Annotated in this window: 13 protein-coding genes and 2 pseudogenes; 5 read left to right on the top strand and 10 right to left on the bottom strand. The window is 47.9% G+C overall.

The window, feature by feature from the left end:
* Positions 1–6: 6 nt before the first annotated feature.
* A complete protein-coding gene (locus tag IPM09_04970) occupies positions 7–402 on the bottom strand; it encodes a hypothetical protein (protein ID QQS21831.1) in 396 nt (131 codons plus the stop codon).
* Positions 371–1,699 carry an O-antigen ligase family protein gene (locus tag IPM09_04965; protein ID QQS21830.1) on the bottom strand — a complete coding sequence of 443 codons (1,329 nt, stop codon included), beginning with the start codon at positions 1,697–1,699 and terminating at the stop codon, positions 371–373. The genes IPM09_04970 and IPM09_04965 overlap by 32 nt, the downstream gene beginning before the upstream one ends.
* A gap of 41 nt (positions 1,700–1,740) precedes the next feature.
* Between IPM09_04965 and IPM09_04960 the strand changes: the two genes are divergently transcribed.
* Complete coding sequence (locus IPM09_04960; GenBank protein QQS21829.1) at positions 1,741–3,177, top strand: sugar transferase; 1,437 nt, start codon at positions 1,741–1,743, stop codon at positions 3,175–3,177.
* Between the two features lie 298 nt (positions 3,178–3,475).
* On the opposite strand, the gene IPM09_04955 is transcribed toward IPM09_04960, so the two are convergent.
* Positions 3,476–6,070 carry an SGNH/GDSL hydrolase family protein gene (locus IPM09_04955; protein ID QQS21828.1) on the bottom strand — a complete coding sequence of 865 codons (2,595 nt, stop codon included), beginning with the start codon at positions 6,068–6,070 and terminating at the stop codon, positions 3,476–3,478.
* Between the two features lie 71 nt (positions 6,071–6,141).
* On the opposite strand from IPM09_04955, the gene IPM09_04950 reads away from it, so the two are divergent.
* A complete protein-coding gene (locus IPM09_04950; GenBank protein ID QQS21827.1) occupies positions 6,142–7,266 on the top strand; it encodes a glycosyltransferase in 1,125 nt (374 codons plus the stop codon).
* Here IPM09_04950 and IPM09_04945 read toward each other — a convergent pair.
* The 3 genes and pseudogenes from IPM09_04945 to IPM09_04935 all read right to left on the bottom strand — a co-directional run bounded on the left by IPM09_04945 (position 7,263) and on the right by IPM09_04935 (position 11,476).
* Positions 7,263–9,044: a carboxypeptidase regulatory-like domain-containing protein gene (locus tag IPM09_04945; GenBank protein QQS21826.1), complete on the bottom strand. Its 1,782-nt coding sequence runs from the start codon at positions 9,042–9,044 to the stop codon at positions 7,263–7,265. The two genes, IPM09_04950 and IPM09_04945, sit on opposite strands and share 4 nt — an antisense overlap.
* A gap of 60 nt (positions 9,045–9,104) precedes the next feature.
* Positions 9,105–10,933 (bottom strand): annotated as a pseudogene (gene glmS, locus IPM09_04940) (glutamine--fructose-6-phosphate transaminase (isomerizing)).
* Between the two features lie 103 nt (positions 10,934–11,036).
* Positions 11,037–11,476: pseudogene (locus IPM09_04935) on the bottom strand (adenylyltransferase/cytidyltransferase family protein).
* 115 nt (positions 11,477–11,591) lie between these two features.
* On the opposite strand from IPM09_04935, the gene rfbB reads away from it, so the two are divergent.
* The gene (gene rfbB / locus IPM09_04930) at positions 11,592–12,602 is read left to right on the top strand and encodes a dTDP-glucose 4,6-dehydratase (protein QQS21825.1); all 1,011 of its coding nucleotides are present in this window, start codon (positions 11,592–11,594) and stop codon (positions 12,600–12,602) included.
* Positions 12,603–12,605: 3 nt separating this feature from the next.
* Complete coding sequence (locus tag IPM09_04925; GenBank protein QQS21824.1) at positions 12,606–14,027, top strand: bifunctional dTDP-4-dehydrorhamnose 3,5-epimerase family protein/NAD(P)-dependent oxidoreductase; 1,422 nt, start codon at positions 12,606–12,608, stop codon at positions 14,025–14,027.
* On the opposite strand, the gene IPM09_04920 is transcribed toward IPM09_04925, so the two are convergent.
* A complete protein-coding gene (locus IPM09_04920) occupies positions 14,002–14,520 on the bottom strand; it encodes an NUDIX domain-containing protein (GenBank protein QQS21823.1) in 519 nt (172 codons plus the stop codon). The genes IPM09_04925 and IPM09_04920 overlap by 26 nt on opposite strands.
* A gap of 153 nt (positions 14,521–14,673) precedes the next feature.
* On the opposite strand from IPM09_04920, the gene rfbA reads away from it, so the two are divergent.
* Complete coding sequence (rfbA, locus tag IPM09_04915) at positions 14,674–15,522, top strand: glucose-1-phosphate thymidylyltransferase RfbA (GenBank protein ID QQS22476.1); 849 nt, start codon at positions 14,674–14,676, stop codon at positions 15,520–15,522.
* Between the two features lie 19 nt (positions 15,523–15,541).
* Here rfbA and IPM09_04910 read toward each other — a convergent pair whose 3' ends face one another.
* The 3 genes from IPM09_04910 to IPM09_04900 all read right to left on the bottom strand — a co-directional run bounded on the left by IPM09_04910 (position 15,542) and on the right by IPM09_04900 (position 20,817).
* Positions 15,542–16,282: a class I SAM-dependent methyltransferase gene (locus IPM09_04910; GenBank protein ID QQS21822.1), complete on the bottom strand. Its 741-nt coding sequence runs from the start codon at positions 16,280–16,282 to the stop codon at positions 15,542–15,544.
* Between the two features lie 38 nt (positions 16,283–16,320).
* Positions 16,321–17,598 carry a hypothetical protein gene (locus IPM09_04905; GenBank protein QQS21821.1) on the bottom strand — a complete coding sequence of 426 codons (1,278 nt, stop codon included), beginning with the start codon at positions 17,596–17,598 and terminating at the stop codon, positions 16,321–16,323.
* Positions 17,599–17,835: 237 nt separating this feature from the next.
* Positions 17,836–20,817 carry a glycoside hydrolase family 99-like domain-containing protein gene (locus IPM09_04900; GenBank protein ID QQS21820.1) on the bottom strand — a complete coding sequence of 994 codons (2,982 nt, stop codon included), beginning with the start codon at positions 20,815–20,817 and terminating at the stop codon, positions 17,836–17,838.
* Positions 20,818–21,186 lie beyond the last annotated feature (369 nt).

Here is a 21,186-nt window from a genome sequence, read left to right as displayed (position 1 = left end):
TTTTTATTATACTATGGTTTTGCCACCGTTGGTGTCGTAGCCCAAGATGCGCAAGGTATCAGTGAGCGTTGCGATGTCTTTGGCGTGAGCATCGTTGTCGGTACCACGCAGTTCCTCAATTTTCTTCAGAATCGTTTGCTCGGCAGTCGAAGCGACCGTGCCGACACTCAGCACTGCGCTTTCACTAGGATGAACCACTTCGAGTGTGCGTGCCGAGTTGTCTTTTTTGACCAACCAACCACGAGCAATCAGCCCATTCACATGCGTGGCGACTGTTGACACGCTTTTGTAGTCGAGTGCCCGCATAATCTCGCGGTAGCTCGGCCCATAGCCGTAGCCTTTTATAAATCCGTCTATGAAACTCAGTAGCTCACGCTGCTTTTTTGTTGGACGTTGTTCCATATGCTGCTCCCTTCGCTAGTATCACCGCCGCCAACCCCCACCACACGATACTGACCGTATCATCTACCCACACAGGCAGTAAAAGGCCAATAGTCGCAAGTCCAATACCGCTCGCCCACACTGCAAGTGCCATCCAATCACTACGCAGCTTCCATAATCGCAGCAATACACTAACAAAAATCACAACGAACAAAGCTAAGCCCGCCCAGCCCGTCTCGTGAGCGACCATTAGATATTGGTTTTCAATTATGGTATGCGCATCGCCAAAAAGCGATGCCGATCCCGTGCTGCCCACTCCCGTACCAAGTGGTTGGATAAGCGCGCTTTGCAGGCCATCAGCTAGTGAAACCGCATGGCCAGTATTCGAATCAACTGACGCACCGGTGCTGGGGTTGTCATGCAACACGACATTGTGGACAAAGCTCGTGCCCTGCACTATGTACCACATGGCGCCAAGTGCAGTTAACACAATCACCGCGACCATAATGCTTTTCTTTGTCGCACGAACTTTCCGTTTCACACCAACAATTAGCGCGAGCGCAATCAGCAAACCAATCACGGCACTGCGCGAATAGCTAATCCACACCGCAATACCACCACCAATTGCTAGGCCAGCATGGAGTAGTTTTCGCCTCGCGTCAGTGAGCCTCCTACCATAGTGCATACCTGCCGCGACCACCGCTACCAGTACCATCAGCGCATAGGCGCCAAGCGGGTTAGGACCACGAAGTGTGCTGTTGTGTCGTATATAATCGTGGTTTTCGTCGACAGTGAGGTATGGTTGGATCGTCGTGTCGCTGTAGCCAAATACCCGCAACGCGTCGGGCGGAAGTACGAGTTGCAAGGCCGCAAAACCAACAACAATACATGCCCCCATAGCCGCTACTTTCAAAAACGACCGTACGTAGCCTGGGTAGAGTCGCAAAAATGCATAGATGAGCGCAAAGTACAATATATAGCGCAGATCAATCGCAATACCGGCAACCGCTACCAGTGCGTCGGTCGGCCGCAGTAGTAGGCTAACAAAATGGAGTGCCGCATAGCCAACCACACACCAGAACAGCTTGTCGCGCGTAAATAACTGCCATGCATGCTGCCGTGACACTTCCACCGCTAGTAGTACCGCAGCCAGGCTCATAAGCAGTTCTTTCCAGGCTTTTACCACTAGTTCTAGCGCCGGCCAATTGCTGCCGACATACACACTAAGCGGCGCATGCAGCACAATGAAAGCTAGTACGACAAGCAGCAGCCATGCGGCTGATAGCTCAAGTACCCTCGTCGGCGCGTTACGTGTCATACCCCGTATTGTACTAAAAAATGGTATACTATAGCTACATTATGCCCTCGAAACACACCAAATTTTACAGCCTGTTACTCATCGCCATCGACTTCGCGATTCTGGCGGCAGTATTTTTCGCAGCCTACTATATTCGTACTCAGCTTGACCAGCGCGATCTGCTTTACCCAGTGTATAAATGGGATTACATCCGCGGCTTCTTGGCCGTTGCCCCCGTGTGGATTTTTATTTTCGCCAATTTAGGCCTGTATAGTCCGGGCGTCTATAATCGCCGTTTAGTTGAATGGGCACGGATTGCACTCGGGTCGTTTATTGGCGTGCTACTTGTTATCGGCTGGGAATACGCTACAAGTGTTCATATTTTTCCCGCTCGTCTGGTCACGTGGTATGTACTCGCCGGCTCGATATTCACTATCATTCTTGCGCGCGAACTTGTGCGTACCACCCGTGCCGAACTGTACCGCTATGGTCGCGGTGTCAACCGCGTGCTTGTCATCGGCAACTCTGCCGCTACGCGTGATATTATTCGTAGCCTCAGCTCGACTTCCCGTTCTGGCTACCAGGTAGTAGCGATGGCCGGCCCGGCTCGTTTGCTGCCTGTCGAAATTGGCGCCAGGCACTATAGCAATGTCGAAGAAGCGATTCGTGAAATTAATCGCTTGCATATCGATACCATCATTCAAACCGACCTGTACGATAGCGAAGACCGCAACCACAAAATTCTTGGCGCTGCGCAGGTAAACCACATTCAGTACAACTTTATTCCGGGTGAGCCAGAATTTTACACAGGCAAAAACACTGTCGATGTGTTCCTCGGCTACCCCATGATAACGGTTAGCCAGACGCCACTTACTGGCTGGGGTGCTATTGTCAAACGCATCTTTGATTTCATCGTCTCGATCATACTCCTTGTACCTATTGGCCCGATTTTACTCATCATCGCCCTGCTGCAAAAACTATTTGCGCCAGGACCGGTATTTTACGTGAGCAAGCGCCTGAGCCAATTTAGCAAGCCGGTGCGGCTTATAAAATTCCGTACCATGGGTTCGCAGTACGGCAAAAAAGACGCGAGCCTGGAATTTATCGACATGGGTCGTCCCGACTTAGCGGCAGAGTATAAAAAGAATCACAAGGTTGTGGATGATCCACGCATTACAAAGCTGGGCAAATTTCTACGCGAGACCTCACTCGACGAACTGCCGCAAATTTTCAATGTCATTCGCGGCGATCTAAGCCTTGTCGGCCCTCGGCCGATATTGCCACAAGAAGTCGACTTTGCACCCGCCCGCACCGCGCTGCTACATAGCGTCAAAAGCGGCGTAACCGGCCTATGGCAAGTGTCGGGCCGAAGCGAACTAAGCTTCGACGAGCGCATAGAGCTCGAGCTCTACTACGCCCAAAACTGGAGCTTCTGGCTCGACCTGCGAATTCTTTTCAAAACGGTCGGCGTGGTACTACGCAAAACCGGAGCGAAGTAACTAATTCTTGTGGAGGTGAGGAAATGTCCAAGTTGTTGCACTAGCGGAGTAACCAGCCTGCTCTGCCTCAAGCGGGGTACAATACCAAACTTGAGTTCGTATTGGTGCGTAAATTGGCGCTTCTTGATACCAGTTAATACCTGGTAGCCCCGCGGTCTCTACAGGACGGCTACCGCACTGTGCCCACTTGACGTAGAAACGAATATTGCCCCCAAAAGGGCTAAGGTCATAGAGCAGTACGGCCAATATTATCACTGCTCCCGCTATGAGAAGTTGTTTTCTTTTCTTATGTTGTTTATTATCTGCCATTTGCTCTTCCGTAGAATTTTACTACCATTACCAGTATACCAACTACACCTAGAATACCCAAAGTGATCACGATGACGGTTCCAAAATTCACACTGGTATCACTCGAACTAGTGGTGATAGTAGTGGTAGCAACATTCGACCCTCCGCGCGTAGTCTCCTTCTCTGACAAGCTATTAGCAGCTATACTGGAGGATTCGATTGATAGTTGAGGAAGATTTGTCGAATTCTTCGTCGATATCGCCACTTTACCCTTCGAACTCGATGGGGCGCTTACCACGGTCTCTGCTGAATTTGAACATACATCATAGCCGTCATCTCTATACCAATGGTGTATCGCGTCACACATATTAGCATTCGTTTTGGCCGCTTCAGACGAGAATACGGTCACAAACTGTTGAAGCTGAATCGGCGTACCATCGGTACCATAGCCTGTCGCAGTCAGTAAATGCACACCACCCGCTAGTGCTCTTGGTAGCATACCCACCCAATGTATCGCTCCGTTAGCATCTGCCATTACATCGGCAATAGATACTGGTTCTGACTGGCCACCGATCGAAACTCCAGAATTTGGTGCAAACATACCGTCTGGTGTTGAAATAATTGTCGTGCTGCCAGCGACCAGGTCTCGAGCAGTTATGTCTTGGCGATATAGTTTGTATGTTCGCTCCACACTTGGCACCGTGGGGACAATTGTACCCACGCCTTGTTCAACTCTATTTTTTGCCTCAATAATCGATTCAGCCATTTTTGCATGACCGGCTGCGTTTGGGTGAAACATATTTGGATCCGTCAAACGCTGAGATGCCAGAAAGCCACTTAAGAAATCTGTCACATAGGCCGACCCTTCACATATTCTTCCGCCTGAGAGCGCTGTGGTTATGTCGAGGTATGGTGTAACCGTGTCTTTCGCTGCTCTTGCAATTACTGCATTAAGTCGATCAACGGCTTCATTAATCAATTGGCGTTCTTTCTTATCAAGCAGCGCACCATTTAAGCCACAAATCGCATCTTCATAAACAAACTTTGGATACCCAATCGCATATACCTGCGAACCTGGTGATGCAGTTTTCAATTTATTGATAAACAACTTAGTGTACCCATATTGATCGTCAATTGAAGCCATGAGGTCGTCGTGCATCGAGCCATATCCCCCCTTGACATAGCCGCAGGACTCCACGCTTGAAGCACAATACGTAAGTATATCGACAAAACCGACATCGTTACCACCCCCAGTAAAAGTGACGATGTCCGGTTTGTATTTTTTCACGAACTCAATCTGCGGAACTCTCCCAGGAATGTACTTTTCAAGTGCTGTCTGCCGGACTGTATCTAAATCGTCCTCGTGTGTGCTCAACCGATCACCCTGCCCGAGGTATGTCTGTGGATCAGCCATATAATCTTTTATCAACCATGAACCCGAGCATGCCACCGAGTGCATATTTTTCGGCTCAACTCCCCATGCGTCGCGTAGTAAAAATGGATATGACCGTGAACTGATGTGACACGTGTCAGAGCCGATGTCAGTAAGCGGCAAATAATGGGTTATACCGTTTGCATCTTTCTCTAAATCCCCCTCTCCGCTCGTGTATGAATCCCCAAGCGCAAGGTAGGTTAGTTTGCTGATATCAACCCTAAGCGACACCGTAATTTCCTGCGTCACATGTGTATAGTCACGAGGGATGCCGATGAACCTAAGTGAGAAGTTGTCATCGAAAAATATGGCATCACCCGCCGCAAAATTATCCCCCATATAACCCATAAGGGGCGTCCCGATATCCCTCTCCTTACATACAGAGAAAAACACCTCGTCTGGCGTAACACAGCTGTCTGTATCAATAATGCGCTCAATACCGTTTATATATACGAAACGACCATCCGAGGAAACGGCTTTAACATATGGTGTTGTGCCCAGTTTCCTTGGATTTAATTGAATAAATTGCTGAGTGTCATCGACCGTGTTGATCTTGGCCAAAGTATCATCATAGTAATGGGCATATACTAGGTAAGTACCGCTCGGATCTATCGTAATTTCGCTTGCACCACTAATCCAATAGTGATGCCCGTTATCCATCCGGGTGTTAGGAGTATATTCGATGACTTCGCCACCCGACGAACTTACAGATACCACGAGGGCCGACGCCACGCCACGCAGAACATGCATCTGACCATACGATGAGTCGTACACGAAAAGCTTATCGGTCCCTTCTGCGATCCTATACGAATACTGTTGTAGCCGTAGGTAGCGGAATACGTCATCACCTTCAAGTTTAATAGCATATATACCAACAATCCCTGTGTTGCCGACGTAGGTTACACCGTACAGCAGATCAAAGCCTTTACCGTGCAAAACGCACTCAACAAGCTCGACATATTTATTGTCGGTAGTAGCGTCTTTGCGTACTAACTTAACAGTTTGTTTTTCTGTTCCATTAAAGCAGCCCTTGGTCTGGTTAGGTTGCGTAGAGGTAATATATAGCTGACCACTTATCCAGTCCGGAGCGGTACTACCAGCATAAACTTGTGTCGTCGTACAAAAACAAACAAAGACGACAACCGTAATATACCGTACATATTTACGCCTCATAGTTGGACGTATCATACTTCTTACATTAGTCGAACACAAGCATAAGTGACACATGGTTGTATAATTACATTATGATGAAGACACCCCGCATTGCTATCGTCTGCGATTTCCTGACCGTCATGGGTGGTGCGGAAAATGTTGTGCTGGCGATGCACGAAGCGTTTCCGGATGCGCCAATCTACACTGCGCTCTATAACCCCAATAAAGTACCGGCATTTGCCAAACTCGATGTTCGTACATCAAGCCTACAAAAACTACCAAAAAGACTCCGCAGCTATCACAAATTATTTCCCACCATGGCTGTCGGCGCTATGCGAAGGCTCGACCTATCGGAATATGACATCATCGTCACCAGTACATACCTGCACGGACACCAGGTTACAAAGTCACGCCCCGACCAAGTAGTCATCGCCTATTGTCACACGCCGCCGCGCTACTACTGGAGCCACTACGATGAGTACCGCCGCGACCCGGGCTTTGGCAAATTAAACCCAGTCATTCGTACCCTGATGCCGCTGGTGGTACCGCGCCAACGCAAGCTTGACCTTGAAGCGGCGCAAAAAGTCGATGTTTATATTGCCAATTCATCTGAAACCGCTGAGCGTATTCAGCGCTACTATGGCCGCAAAAGCACTGTCATTCACCCGCCTGTCGATACCAAACGCTTTGCGCCAGCACGTGAACGTGGCAGCCACTACGTGACAATTGGTCGCCAACTGCCCTACAAACGCTACGACCTTGTGGTCGCGGCTTGTACAAAACTCGGGGTACCACTGTATGTCTTTGGTAATGGCCCCGCGCACGAAAAACTGGTAGCGATAGCGGGTCCTGGCATAACATTTTGCACCGACCGTTTCGGCGATGCTTCTGACACGGCAGTCGATACCACGCTCAATACCGCCAAAGGATTTATTTATGCAGCCGAAGAAGATTTCGGCATTGTGCAAGTTGAAGCCCTGGCTGCTGGTGCGCCAGTTATTGCACTCGGCAAAGCCGGTACACTGGACATTGTGACCGACGGCGAAACCGGTGTCCTATTTCGCGAACAGTCAGTTGACGCGGTTATCGCTGCCATTACTCGTGCTGAGCGATTACAGTTTTTCCCAAGCAAGCTTAACCGTACCGCCCGCCGCTTCGACAAATCGCTCTTTATTACGAAATTACGAAAAGTTGTAGCCGACCAACTGCCCCGCTAGTTTGCGCCGCCCGCACCCCAGCCGTACCCTGGGTATGCCATCGCCTTGTGGTAATCAGTTATTTTATGTTCGCCAGCAAATGCTGTGCCCGCCGGAGCAATATAGAGTTCACTGCGGTTTTTGCTGTAGAGCACATAGTCGTCGCTCACCCATCCGTAGGCTGCATAGTCACCGGTACTCACTTGGTTGCCACCGGTTAGATTTTTGCCAGCCACAAACAGCACATTCCGGCCGTCCCTTGATTCCTGCCAAAACGCCTTTTCGCCACTCGGCGACATAAAGTAGGTTGGCTGGGCGGCATAAAAGTCGGCGGTTTCCATTTTGATCGACACTACCTTGCCGTCGCTATACTCATAATAGGTCGCCTGATTGTCACTTGCACCTTGGCGTAGCATGAGGGAATTAGGGCGCCTCATGAGTGCGTCACCATAAAACTCACCCTCAGCAGCAATCGTTTTCACAACCGATTTTACATTGCCGACTGGGTTAATACTCATAACTTCAAATGGGCGATTCTTTGGGGAAGCTGCAGTACCGTACTGCCAAAACTTCATGTATACCACCCGACCATTTATTATGTAGCCTGCTGTCATTTGTTGTGCCGAATAGTCATTCCAATTTGTACCAATACCCACTGTTTTGTCGACAACTTGTCGACTACCAGTTGCACTATCGTAGCTCACGAGCTGTATATATTCGTTGCTATATATGGTACCGGCATTGCTGCGGGTTTTGTAGAAAAACTTACCGCCAACCCAGCCAATTGGTTCGTACGACACATCGCCGCTTTCTACCAATTTCGGCTCAGGACTAGCCGTCGAAACAGCGTATAGCTTGCTGCGCTCATTGTCACGGCGAGTGATAAGTACAAGCGTATTCCAGTCGGGCGATGGTAACAGGGAAGTTTCGTTGTCGAGTTCTTTGCCGGTACCCTGTACCACTACTGCTTGGCCACTGCCATCTAGGTTGGCACTCATGACATTTATCATGCCAGTGCGCTTGCTAAGGAAATACACCTTGCCTGCGGGCGTCAGTTTAACTTCCGCCTTTTGGTCGTCATTCGTCTTCATACTTATTGTCAGGGCCTGATCGTTGTAACCATCCGCCTTCACTGTACCCTGCTGTTCATCGCTACGCACTGGTAGCACTACGCTCGCTACACCCTTGTCATCGCTAGCGGCCGTCGAGCCTTCTATATCCACTCTCGCCCCTGCAATCGGCTTGCCAGTCAGACTATTCGTCACTGTCATCGTAACAGTTCGCCCGGTAGCTTTCATGCTGAGGGAAGTATTTTTTGCCAGCATGAATATGGGAACTATGTGGCTGCTTTTTAGCGTCTCATAGTTTTTCTTCTCAATCACCAGTGTATATTCTCCCACCGGTACACCGTTAATAACCACTTTACCCTTGCCATCACTCACGCCGTCAAACCGCCCAAGCGATACCATGGCGTCGCTGACTGGTTTTTGCGTTGCCGTGTCGAGCACGGTTAGTACCACCTGCTTGCTTACCACCATACCTGCTACACCATAGCGCAGAAACGGCACAACCGAGAACAATGCTATAACCGCCGCTACTACTACGCCAGCTACGATAAGTCGTTTTTTGCGCAAACGGCGCGTTGACTTATCGCCAAACTTTAAGGCACCATCGACTGGCTTCGCATCGTCATCTGCTTTAGGCGAAGTGTCGGCGTCTGGCGTTTCCTCTTCTGCAACTTCCTTCTCATCAATCGCATCAACTGCGCTATCGATACTTTCTTCCAAATCTTTATTCATGGTTCTACACTCCTAGTTTAAGTGTAGTTCAGTGAAAAAGCGTTAGCAATAGTGCCAGACTTACTCTACTGTCACGCTTTTCGCTAGGTTGCGGGGCTGGTCGACATCATTACCACGTTGTGCGGCCATATGATAGGCAAAAAGCTGAGACACTACGTTGAATACTAGGGGTGTAAGTAGTTTAAGTTTGGTCGACACTCGTACCACCACTTCTGCAGACACACGCTTGTCGGTATCGGTAATGACAATAGCATGCGCACCGCGAGCGTTCATTTCTATCAGGTTACTTTGAGTCTTCTCGTACAGCCAGTTATCCTGCAAGTAGCAAACTTCAAAGAATCTGTCGTCGATCAGTGCGATCGGTCCATGTTTCAGTTCGCCCGCAGCGTAACCCTCAGCGTGAATATAGCTGACTTCTTTTAGCTTCAACGCGCCTTCGAGCGCAATCGGATAGAGTGTGTCGCGCCCCACATAGAGCGCATGATCGTAGTGAGCGTATTTTTTCGCGAGTTTCTTCACGGTCGCTTGCTGCTTTTCAAGTGTCTTTTCGATTTCGCTTGGTAGTAGTGCAAGCTCGTTTATATAATCGCTGAGCTGTTGCAAACTCGTGCCCTTAGCCTGCGCCAGCATAAGCCCAAAGATCGTCATCGCGACAACTTGCGACGTAAACGCTTTGGTACTCGCTACACTTATCTCGGCACCAACATGTACATACACGCCACCATCAACTTCGCGCGCAATCGTGCTACCCACAACATTTACCACACCAAGACAGCGTACGCCGCGACGCTTCAGTTCTTGCAAACAGGCAAGGGTGTCAGCCGTTTCGCCACTTTGGCTGACAATCAATGCAATCGTGTTATCTGGTACGGCAAACGATCGATACCGTAGCTCGCTCGCAACATGCGAGCTCATCACAACATCAGTAGTAAATTGTTCAATAAAGTAACCGGCCATCAGCCCGGCATAGTAGGCAGTGCCACAACCAATCACCATGACATGCTTCACTGCACGTAGTTCGGCGTCGGTCATATTGATGCCGCCAAGTTTGGCACGCAAGGTATCGGCATCGACACGCCCACTGAGCGTAGCCCGCAAACTCTCTGGCTGCTCAAATATCTCTTTCAGCAAGAAGTGGGCAAAGCCTTTTTTCTGAATTGCTTCTAGATCGAGTTCGAGCTTTTCAACCTCAGCAGGCACTGCATGCGCCTCAGTGTCATAGAGCTGCACACCCTCGCGTGTGCACACACCAATCTCGCCGTCGTGCAAATACAGTACTTTGTCGGTATATCCTACGAGGGCACTGGCGTCACTTGCCACAAATACTTCGCCTTCGCCGAGGCCTACTATGAGTGGGCTGCCTTTACGCGCCACCACAATTTCGTCAGGGTTTTTATCACTCACTACGGCAATACCATAGGCACCTACCACCAGTTGCAGCGCCCCGCTCACCGCTTCGAGCAAATTCTGGTTTTTTTGATACAGCGAATCAATCAATGCAACAAGCACTTCGGTGTCGGTATCGCTTTTGAAATCATACCCGCGTTTTTGCAACGTGCTTTTCAGTTCAAGATAATTTTCGATAATGCCATTGTGCACCAGGTGTAGATCGCCCGCAGCATGCGGATGGGCATTGCGTTTACTCGGTGCGCCGTGAGTTGCCCAGCGTGTGTGACCGATGCCCACCATGTCACTGAGTCTTGTGTTCCGCTACTTTTGCGTCCAGCTCTGCCACTTTGCCCTTGGCACGCAGTAGCGTAGCCCTGCCTTTGCTGTCTAGTGTCACCACGCCGGCACTGTCGTAGCCACGATATTCCAAGGCGCTTGAGCCCAGCCAGTAGTATTGGTTGAGCCTTTTTACTGCCAATATAGCCAACGATTCCGCACATAGTTTGAGTTTTCCTTTCGCTATGTGGCGCAAAAGAGTGCGCCTATGCTTTTATCATAGCGTGAAAATATTAATTTTTGACAAAATGTATAAATTACAACTATTTATTCTTGTTCGTGACCAGTTGCTTGATTGATACGTGTCGATGAATCACTCTTTGAATCGCCGCCGGCATCAAATACCATTTTTATGTTGTATTTTTCACAAATTTCCGTCTCGGGAACAACCTTGCCGCTTGAACGATCACCGCCATTGGCAAACAGTAGTTCATCACCCGGATGTTGCTTGGCGATCATCTCGAGCGTATTGATGACGGGCGGGTCTTGGTCGATCGACAACACTACCTGGTCCACACCTTTGATCGCACGCATCAGTCGAAGGCGATTTTTCTCATCAAGGATAATCTTACCTTTTTCAGCAACTGCTGCGTGTCGTTGTTCACGATAACAATCAGCCAATCCCCAAGCGCTGCCGCAGCCTCAATCATGTCGATGTGTCCACCATGAAGTGGGTTGAAATACCCACTCACAATAACTACTTTCATATTCCTCCTATTTGTTTAGCTTTTTCTATTATACTCTGTTGTGCTATTTACATTTGTTGATTCTGTCGCTTTCTACAATAGACGTAGCGAGAGGGTTGGTCATATAATATACTCTATGACTAAACTACTTGTTACGGGTGGAGCGGGGTTCATTGGAGCAAACTTCGTGCGCTATACCCTTGCCCATCATCCTGAGTACGAGGTGTCAGTAGTAGACAAGCTCACCTACGCCGGCAACAGCGCCAACCTAGAGACTGTGCTCGACAAGATACAGTTCATTACTGGTGACATATGCGATAAAGAACTGATGGACCGGCTCGTTCGCGATACCGACGTAGTCGTTCACTTTGCCGCTGAAAGTCACAACGATAACAGCCTCCGCGACCCGTGGCCGTTCATTCAAAGTAACATTATTGGAACCTACACCATTCTCGAGGCCGTGCGCGCACACGACAAGCGCCTCCACCACGTAAGTACTGATGAAGTATTTGGTGATCTCGAACTCGATGACCCAAATAAGTTCAACGAGCAGACCGCCTACGACCCTTCTAGCCCCTACTCTGCCAGCAAAGCCAGCAGCGACCACCTGGTACGCGCCTGGATACGGAGCTTCGGTGTCAAGGCCACTATCAGTAACTGCAGCAATAACTATGGCCCCTATCAACATATCGAAAAGTTCATCCCGCGTCAGATTACCAACATCTTATCTGACATCAAACCAAAACTCTATGGTACTGGCGAGCAGGTCCGCGATTGGATTCATGTCGATGACCACAACTCCGCCGTTCATCTGATACTCGACAAAGGCCGTCTGGGTGAAACCTACATTATTGGTGCCGACAACGACCACCTTAACAACAAAGCGGTTATCGAAATGATTTGCGAGCTCATGGACAAACCGTCTGATTGGTACGAGCACGTTAATGACAGGCCGGGCCACGATATGCGCTATGCTATGGACTCCAGCAAGCTGCGTCAGGAACTTGGTTGGCGACCACAATACACCGACACGAGTGGGATGCGCAAAGGCCTGCTCGCTACTATTCGGTGGTATACTAACAATCGCGACTGGTGGACCGCCGACAAAGCAGCAACTGAGGCGAATTACGCGAAGCAGGGACAATAAATTATGGTAGAAAAACAATCGCAAACTCTCGAGTTCAGTAAGAACCTCGAAGCCCACAAAACATCTATCGATGGGCTGGTGTGGTACGACCTACCTGTCCACGGTGACAGTCGAGGCTGGTTCAAAGAGAACTGGCAGCGCGAAAAGATGCTCAGGTGCGGGCTACTCGATTTCGGACCGGTGCAAAACAATGTAAGCTTCAATGCTGAGGCAGGTGTCACCCGGGGTCTCCATGCCGAACCATGGGATAAGTTTGTCTCCATCGGTCATGGCAAAATCTTTGGCGCCTGGTGCGACCTACGCGAAGGTAGCGCTACTTATGGCAAAGTATATACGCTCGAGATGGACCCGTCGCGAGCTATTTTTGTTCCCCGTGGTGTTGCTAATGGCTTCCAGGCGCTTAAAGACAATACGGTGTATATGTACCTCGTTAACGACCATTGGTCGCCCGATGCCGACTACGCATTCGTCAATCTTGCTGATCCCGAGCTTGGCATTACGTGGCCGATAGCTCTTGACAAAGCCGAGATGTCCGACAAAGACAAAGCTCACCCACTACTCAAATCAGTCACACCGCTCAAGCCAAAGAAGGTAATGGTCACCGGTGCGAATGGGCAGCTTGGTCGAGCGCTTCGCGCGCTCTACCCAGAAGCTGACTGTGTCGACCGAGACATGCTTGATATCTCTGATGAAGCAGCTCTACGATCAGCGCGACGCTGGCGTGATTACGGGCAAATATTGAATGCTGCTGCCTACACAGCTGTCGATGCCGCCGAAACACCCGAAGGCCGCCGCGACGCCTGGGCAGTCAACGCACGCGCGGTTGGCAACCTTGCCCGTATCGCCACCGAATATGGCATTACGTTAGTTCATGTTTCATCGGAATATGTGTTCGATGGTACCGTCAGCCCTCACCGTGAAGACGAACCATTTAGCCCGCTCGGTGTGTACGCGCAGTCCAAAGCCGCCGGTGATGTAGCCGCAGCTACTGCCCCGCGCCATTACATTGTGCGTACAAGTTGGGTGGTTGGTAAAGGCAACAACTTCGTCCGCTCGATCGCTGGTCTCGCCGAACGCAATATCAGCCCCAATGTCGTTGCCGATCAATTTGGCAGGCTCACGTTTACCCCTACACTTGCTGCCGGTATCAAACACCTCGTCGACACGCAGGCTCCCTATGGCACCTACAACCTCAGCAATAGCGGCGGTGTGGTTAACTGGGCAGATATCGCTCGCGAAATATACACATTGCTTGGACGTGACGATTTGACGGTAGGTAACACGACTGCCGAGGAGTATTTTGCTGGTAAACTCAGCTCCCCTCGGCCAGCCCATAGCGAGCTCGACCTTACGAAAATCCAAGCAACCGGCTTTATCCCTACAGATTGGCGTGACGAGCTTAAGAAATATTTAGATACGCTTTAGCCGCACTCAATAGAACATACATCCAGTCGTCTTCGAAGTCTTCTTTGCGAAGAGTCTGATGTAAATCAAACTCCTCGAGTGCTGCTACATCATCTCCCGCCACCAACTTCACACCTGGTTTTATGTCCGCGATAAATAACGCGCAAACAAGTGACACTTCCTTACCCATCCACGGATAGATTGCATGAACACTATTAAGGTAGCGGATCCTACTTAAGTCATTTAATCCGACACTAACCTCTTCTTTTAGCTCTCGTTCAAGCGCTTGTTCGTTGTTTTCACCATAGTCCACAAATCCGCCTATACAGTCTAGTCGCCCCTTGAAAGGCTCGTATTTACGCCGGCTACAAACAATCACGCCGCCACCTTTGTGGAGTGCAATCCCAACCGTTGCAACTGGGTTGCGGTAGTGTCTGTGGCTGCAAGCGCCACATTCATATGATGTCTCTGAATGCTTTGTCAGCTTTCCGCTACAATGCGTGCAATATTCCATACGTTCAATTATACGACGACTAGGCACATGAATGAGATGATATACTAGTAACAGATAAAGCGAGGAACCATGAGACGACCCGAAACAGTTCGGGGTGGGAAAAATGAATATGAACCACACAGTTATCCTATTGGATTTGAGGAGGAAACAGCAGTGAAAGGAATTATACTCGCCGGTGGATCAGGCACGCGGCTTTGGCCAATTACAAAGGCTATCAGCAAACAGCTAATGCCCGTCTATGACAAACCGATGATTTACTACCCCCTCACGACGCTCATGCAAGCGGGCATTCGCGACACGCTCATCATCACGACGCCCGAAGATCAGGCTGGCTTCCAGCGCTTGCTGGGTGATGGTTCCCAGTGGGGCATCAACTTGCAATACGAGGTACAGCCCAGTCCTGATGGGCTCGCGCAGGCATTCATCATCGGCGAAAAGTTCATCGGTGACGATAAAGTCGCACTTGTGCTCGGAGACAATATTTTTCATGGCAACGAGCTTGATGCTTCACTTAAACAGTGTACTAATCCCGAAGGCGGCATTGTGTTTGCCTATGAAGTCAGTGACCCAGAGCGCTATGGCGTGGTGGAGTTCGACGAGAGCCGAAATGCTGTGTCTATCGAAGAAAAACCGGCGAATCCGAAGTCAAACTATGCAGTCGTAGGGCTTTATTTCTACGACAACGATGTCGTAGAAATTGCGAAAAACATCCAGCCGAGCGAACGGGGCGAACTTGAGATTACCTCAATCAATGAGGAGTATTTGAAGCGTGGGAAGCTAAAAGTCGTCTCCCTAGCAGCCGGCGACGTCTGGCTCGACACCGGCACCATCGACAGTCTCACCGACGCCGCCGACTATGTACGCGTCATCCAGCGCCGTACCGGCCAAATCATCGGCAGCCCCGAAAAAGTAGCTTTCGAACAAGGCTTTATTACGGAAGAACAATTGTACGAACAGGCGTTGGGTTTGATGAAATCTGGGTATGGTAAACTGATACATTAGCCATTTGAGCTAATGTTTATTACATTGTTGATTTTCTTAATATAACAATAATCGATGTCCCAAACGGAAGCGCCATCACTCTGTGTATTTTTGCTTCCACATACAGGAGGTTGGTGAACAGTGCATTAACCCACTTTGGCAACGGAACATATGATGTTTCAGAGTCTCCCTTACGTCCTAGGGCTTTATTAAGAAAGCGAAAGCCCACCACGAGTGGCAATGAGAATACAATAGCATACGACTTACTTTCGCAGGTTAAACCTGCCTGTGTTGCAACATCACATAGACTCTTTATGGTATACCGGCGCTTGTGATGTAAGGAAACATCGTGGTCGGTCCATAACCATTGATATGCAGGTACGGTGAGGACTATTGCGCCATCATCTTTCAGTATACGAGCCCACTCCCCAAGAGCCCTGTCATGGTCGTCAATATGCTCAAGAACGTCAAAGGCTCCGACAATGTCATAAGACTTGCTTTTAAATGGGAGTTTGGTACTGTCGACCTTAGTAAGTCTAGTGTACCCACGATTTTTCATAAAGCGTATTGCCTCATCTGAGATATCAACATTGTCTACAACACCAAAGCTTTCAAGCATATCGACGGTACCGCCAGTCCCACAGCCGACATTGACAATCTTGCGGATTGATTTATCTTTTACGACCTTAGACATATAGGAACTGATGATCTGTAGTCGGCCAAGGTGCCACCAATATGTCTGCTCACGTTCTGCCATAGTGGCATACTCTACTGTCTTCATATGAATTCTCCGATTACTGTTGCATTTTAGTGATAGGACTATCTATTGATCCATTTTAGCCTGCTACTGTTATCTAGTGCAATTGCTAAAAACACCATAAATATTGGGTACAGGATAGTCGAGTACCGGGGCGCCGATTCCATTACCATAAAGGATAGAAACCAGCCAATCAATGTAAGTGCCAAGAATATCACCGTTGAGTGCGTTGCGAAATCGTGTGGTGTGCACCGAGAGAGCCAATATAGCGAGGCTGTACTAAGCAGAAAAAGCACAGTGACATACATCACCAAGAGAAAATTCATGAGTTTAGCTGTCGTAGATTTTTCGTAACCGTCAATAGATTGATACGCGTTATAGATATAGTTTTGCAGCTCCGCTTGGTGGTATAGCTTGCTAATAAATAGAAAGCCAAGGTTTATCACTCCCAAATTTTTATATCGCTCGACAGCCACCTGTCTTAGCTTTGCGTGACACTCTTCATACTTGAGATTAGCAAAGCTTTCTTTGCAAATCTCAATCATTTCACTATTCATGTATGGCTTCCACTGGCCGGTAGTCTCCCAGCTTGAACCGACATATAGACTGACACCGCTGGGATTCTCTGCAACCTGTATACCGATCTGGTTAGAGACAATATTCGTGTTAATTTTCTGAGCGCCTAAGAATATCGCCAACACTATTAGTAAGCTCACGGTAGGTAGCTTAAGTAATCTGACAGATCCACCCCTTCGCATAAAGCTCATGACATATACCAATGCGACAGCGACTATTGCAACAACAAATATGGGTCTAAAGCTGTTACCGTACCCAATTAATAACCCAAAAAGCACAGAGTACAGCAGTGTGCATTTTGTATTCGACTCTAGCGCATATCGCAATAAGTTATGTGCGACTAATATCGCCGCTACAATCAAGAAATTAACGACTATCACAGGTATGGATAGTAAAGAATACAGTACGTTTGCTGGATTTAGTATCCATATTATAAAAATGATTAAAGGTATATTAGATCCGGATCTTAAGATTTTTCTAAGTAGGATATATATAATACCCGCTGCCAGCACATCAAATAGGGTGTTTAGAAGTATCGTCGCGAGCCATGGGTCTGGAATGATCTTCATGGCCACGCCGAGAAGGTTATTGTAAGCTGCAAGGTATGGAAACTGTGCGACATACCCATCACCATGTACGCTCTGGCCAGCAGCAATAGCTCTTGCCGTGTCATAGAACGTCATTGGATCGGAAATAGGATTATAAGAAAACTTAAAGTAGAAGTAGAGCCTTGATAGCAGTCCGGCAATTACAGTTAGCGCCACTAAAACAATCCCAAAATGCTTCCGTGTTGTCAACTTTTTTACACTCACTTTTATTAAATACGTTACGTTAGTGCTATTTTTAAGTAGCAGGTATATAGCGTACAAGATGCATAAAACGAACACATATGACGCCGGCTGCAGCTGTTGAATGTTTGCTATGAAGAACCATAGTGAAATAGTCGATGCAAGAACCAACACGGAGGATGACATATATCTGTAGGTTTTCTTCACTATTGCTTATCCGGGTATATTTTCGTGCGGATAGAGTTTTCGGTATTTTTGCCGTATATAATCGGTTGTCTTGGCCGCCTCGTCCCAAAACTTTTTGTCCCTATTGAGATTATGGTTTCTTTGTCCTTGGTGGACGCGATATTTTAGATTTGTAGTATGCGCTTTACTGAATGTGGCACCTGACAATAGCAACCCAAGGAAGAAATCCCAGTCTTCGAACTTTCTTTCACTCAAATATTCATCGAAGCGCTGATCTCCGATCACACTTCTTCGGACCATAGCCGACATGTTAACAATATTGCTCTTCAACATCTGTGCTTTGTTAAATTCTGGCATGAACTGTATTTTGTAGTTCGCTCCGAAGTTGTGCATATCTGCATAGACAACATCAAAATTCCCATAGGTTGCTTCCTCGAGCATATTTTTTACATAGTCTTTTGGTAAGATATCGTCAGCATCCAGAAAAATGATGTAGTCGCCGCTAGCATTGTTGAGACCATAGTTCCTAGTTGCCACAACACCCTGGTGGGGTAATAGGTGGGCGGTCACCCTTGAGGGATATCTACTCTCATATCTAGCAATTACTTTTTCTGAGATACCGTCTGTTGAGCCGTCATCGACGATGAGAATATCTATTTTCTTATGTGTCTGTCGAAGCGCACTCTTTATTGCGCTTCCTATGTGCTTGCCATAGTTATAGTTTGTAATAATAATGGACACGCGACTCTCAATTTTCGCTGCTACGGCAGGCCCACTGTTGATGCTTAGCTCGCGCAGAACTTGCGGAAACTCCAGGTCACCCCTCGCCTCTTTTAGAAGGTATGGTGCGGCACGCAACTTACCATCGACCGATGCGAATGCAACAGCATCTTTGCCGAAGTGGAATGCAATATTTACCCAAATGTCTCTTTCAAGGAAGTGCGCCCTGGTCTGCCATACCTGCCCGTACTCAAGCTCAAAATCATCGGCGACGATGTGCCGGCTAAGTATGTCATCAAATGCATCTACGCGCGCCCAGAACATAGATCCTGCACTGAACATGTACTGATCAATATCTTTGCTAATTTTTTTTGCTGCTTCTTTCGGATAATACTGTTGTAGTCGCTTTTTAAGAGTGGGCTCGCCCCCTAGTGACATCCTCACCGCGAACTCCTTGACCCCAATAATCTTAATTCTTGATTTACTCATTTTCTTAAGTATGTTGTCAACGCCTTGGCTACCCGGCAGTAGTGCCGCTATTGTCGTATTTAGCCAATAGGAGGCGCTGGTGCGCGGTATTTGTTTTGATTTTTTACTATGTAGCTTGAGTATGAACTCGTAGCCGGCTGCTCGTACTTTTCTCAGAACATGGAGAAACGGCAGGACATCTCTTCCCCAGTTTGGAACAGTAATAACTGTCACTTTGTGATCATTGTATTCGAGCCTGATGTTTTTATGTTTCTCGGGGACGGTAACAAAAATATCAAACTCCTCGGAAATATATCGTAGGTCACTTGTAAGTGTTTCCCAAAGTTCCGGATAAAAGAGATGTAAAACAACCGCGATTCTTACAGAATCTTTCCTTTGTAGTCCCATCTCTGGAAAAGTTATACGATTAGCCCTATTGCCACTATACTTCGATAACACCTCGGCTGTCCTTAATAGGTTCGCGTGTCCCAGATGAAGAGTTGGCTCAAGCATCGCCCCCTCTGCCCATTCGTTCCATGCGTTAAGAAACACGAGTGGTGCTTTTTGTTTCTTCACCATCTTGCTTAAAACCCGATCAAGCCACGTAGCATATACCTCCGGCGTCGAATTAATAAGTGCGTGGGTATGCCTACCCTTCTTTCTCGCATGGTTATCCCAATGAGGTAAAACTGCCTGGAATGTTGGAAATGAGTATCTATCTATAGCGTCCAGTCTGTCATCAAGCGCGATATCCCGGTAGTCAACCAGTGAACCGTAGAAATTTGGATCGAGTTTTAATGGTTCATAGTTGACTTCTTTAACATTTGCATACTCCGATGCTGCCCCGCCCCATATTACAGAGCCCGGAGAAAAATCGTATAGCGCATCAAATCCGTATTCACGTGGATCACCGTCGGTGTGATTATTGCCGACGATAAGGAAGAGCTCCTTGTTAAATTTATCTCTGAAGTAATCTCTCCAAATCTTTGCATATTCATCAATGTTCGAGATGGTAGACGGCCTGTACACTGCCAGGATTGGCCTTTCACCATCAATAGTGATGTATCTTGGGTCGCTCAGTATCGGAGCGACGTCTTGAATGAACTTCAGCGGATCATCGTCATTATATTTTTGACCTATGATGATTTCGTTGTCCATACCGTCCCAGCGTTTTGTCCAGTTCTCGTTAGCCCAACAGATCATTAAATTAAAATCCCAATCTTTATTTTCTAGAAAGGTATCTATTGGATTGTTCAGTATCTTTTCTCCGCTGAACCAGTAGTAGTAAAACATGAAGCCATGAATACCATATTTCTTAGCAAGATCTATCTGTTCTTTAATCTTTGCCGGTCGATCAAGGTCATAGAACCCCAGATCCGCTGGTAGTATCGGCTGTTGTTGCCCAACGAAGCCTGCGGCTGCAGAAGCAACGTTGGTCCATTCAGTGAAGCCCTTGCCCCACGAGATCTCATTCAACGGTATCTTATGAAATTGGGGCAGATACACCGCAATTAGCCTAGGGTCGCCCTTGGCTGGTGTATACGAGCCTTCTGCCTCGGCTTCATAATAAAGTATTTTTCGATTATTAACTCTCGCTTGGTGCTCAGCCGCTCTCTCTGCAAGATTTACGTTGAGATAGTGCTGTGGTACGGTCGTATCGTCAGTAGCATTGTTCTCAATGAGATGCCTTGGCCTACCAGTCACCCGCTTGTATAGCTGTTTTGTCAATTGGTATGTTGGATAGGTAAGTTTTCGTGCATATGGTACATGATCAATAATGGGAACAATCCGGTTTTTAAGCTTTACAATTTTTTCGTGCATAACACCTTATATTTTAACATAGTTTTGGGCTAGTGATCTATCAGGGCCAGTCTAAATAGTGACAGTTTTGGCGTACAAGTCTAGGCTATACTTGTAAGTAATCCAAGACATGTGCTGCGATATTGCATTTTTCATGTGGATTATGGTTAAATACTACTAGTACTAAAATCCGATAAACCAACATGATACAGCTAAAAAAGAGAGAATTCCCACACAGAAGACAAACAGTGGTCTTTGTTTTGATTGTTTTGGTTGGGTGCACCCTGGCTACTTACGCCTATTCAGCCAAGCTCCTACCATTCAATCAACAGCGAGAGACGTCCGAGACCAATAATACAGCCCTTGACTCTCCGAGTAATAGCCAACAAA

It is taken from the genome of Candidatus Saccharibacteria bacterium (assembly GCA_016700015.1).
GTDB lineage: Bacteria > Patescibacteriota > Saccharimonadia > Saccharimonadales > Saccharimonadaceae > Saccharimonas.
Note: the sequence above shows the minus strand (reverse complement) of the source record. Positions and strands in the feature narration are given on the sequence as shown.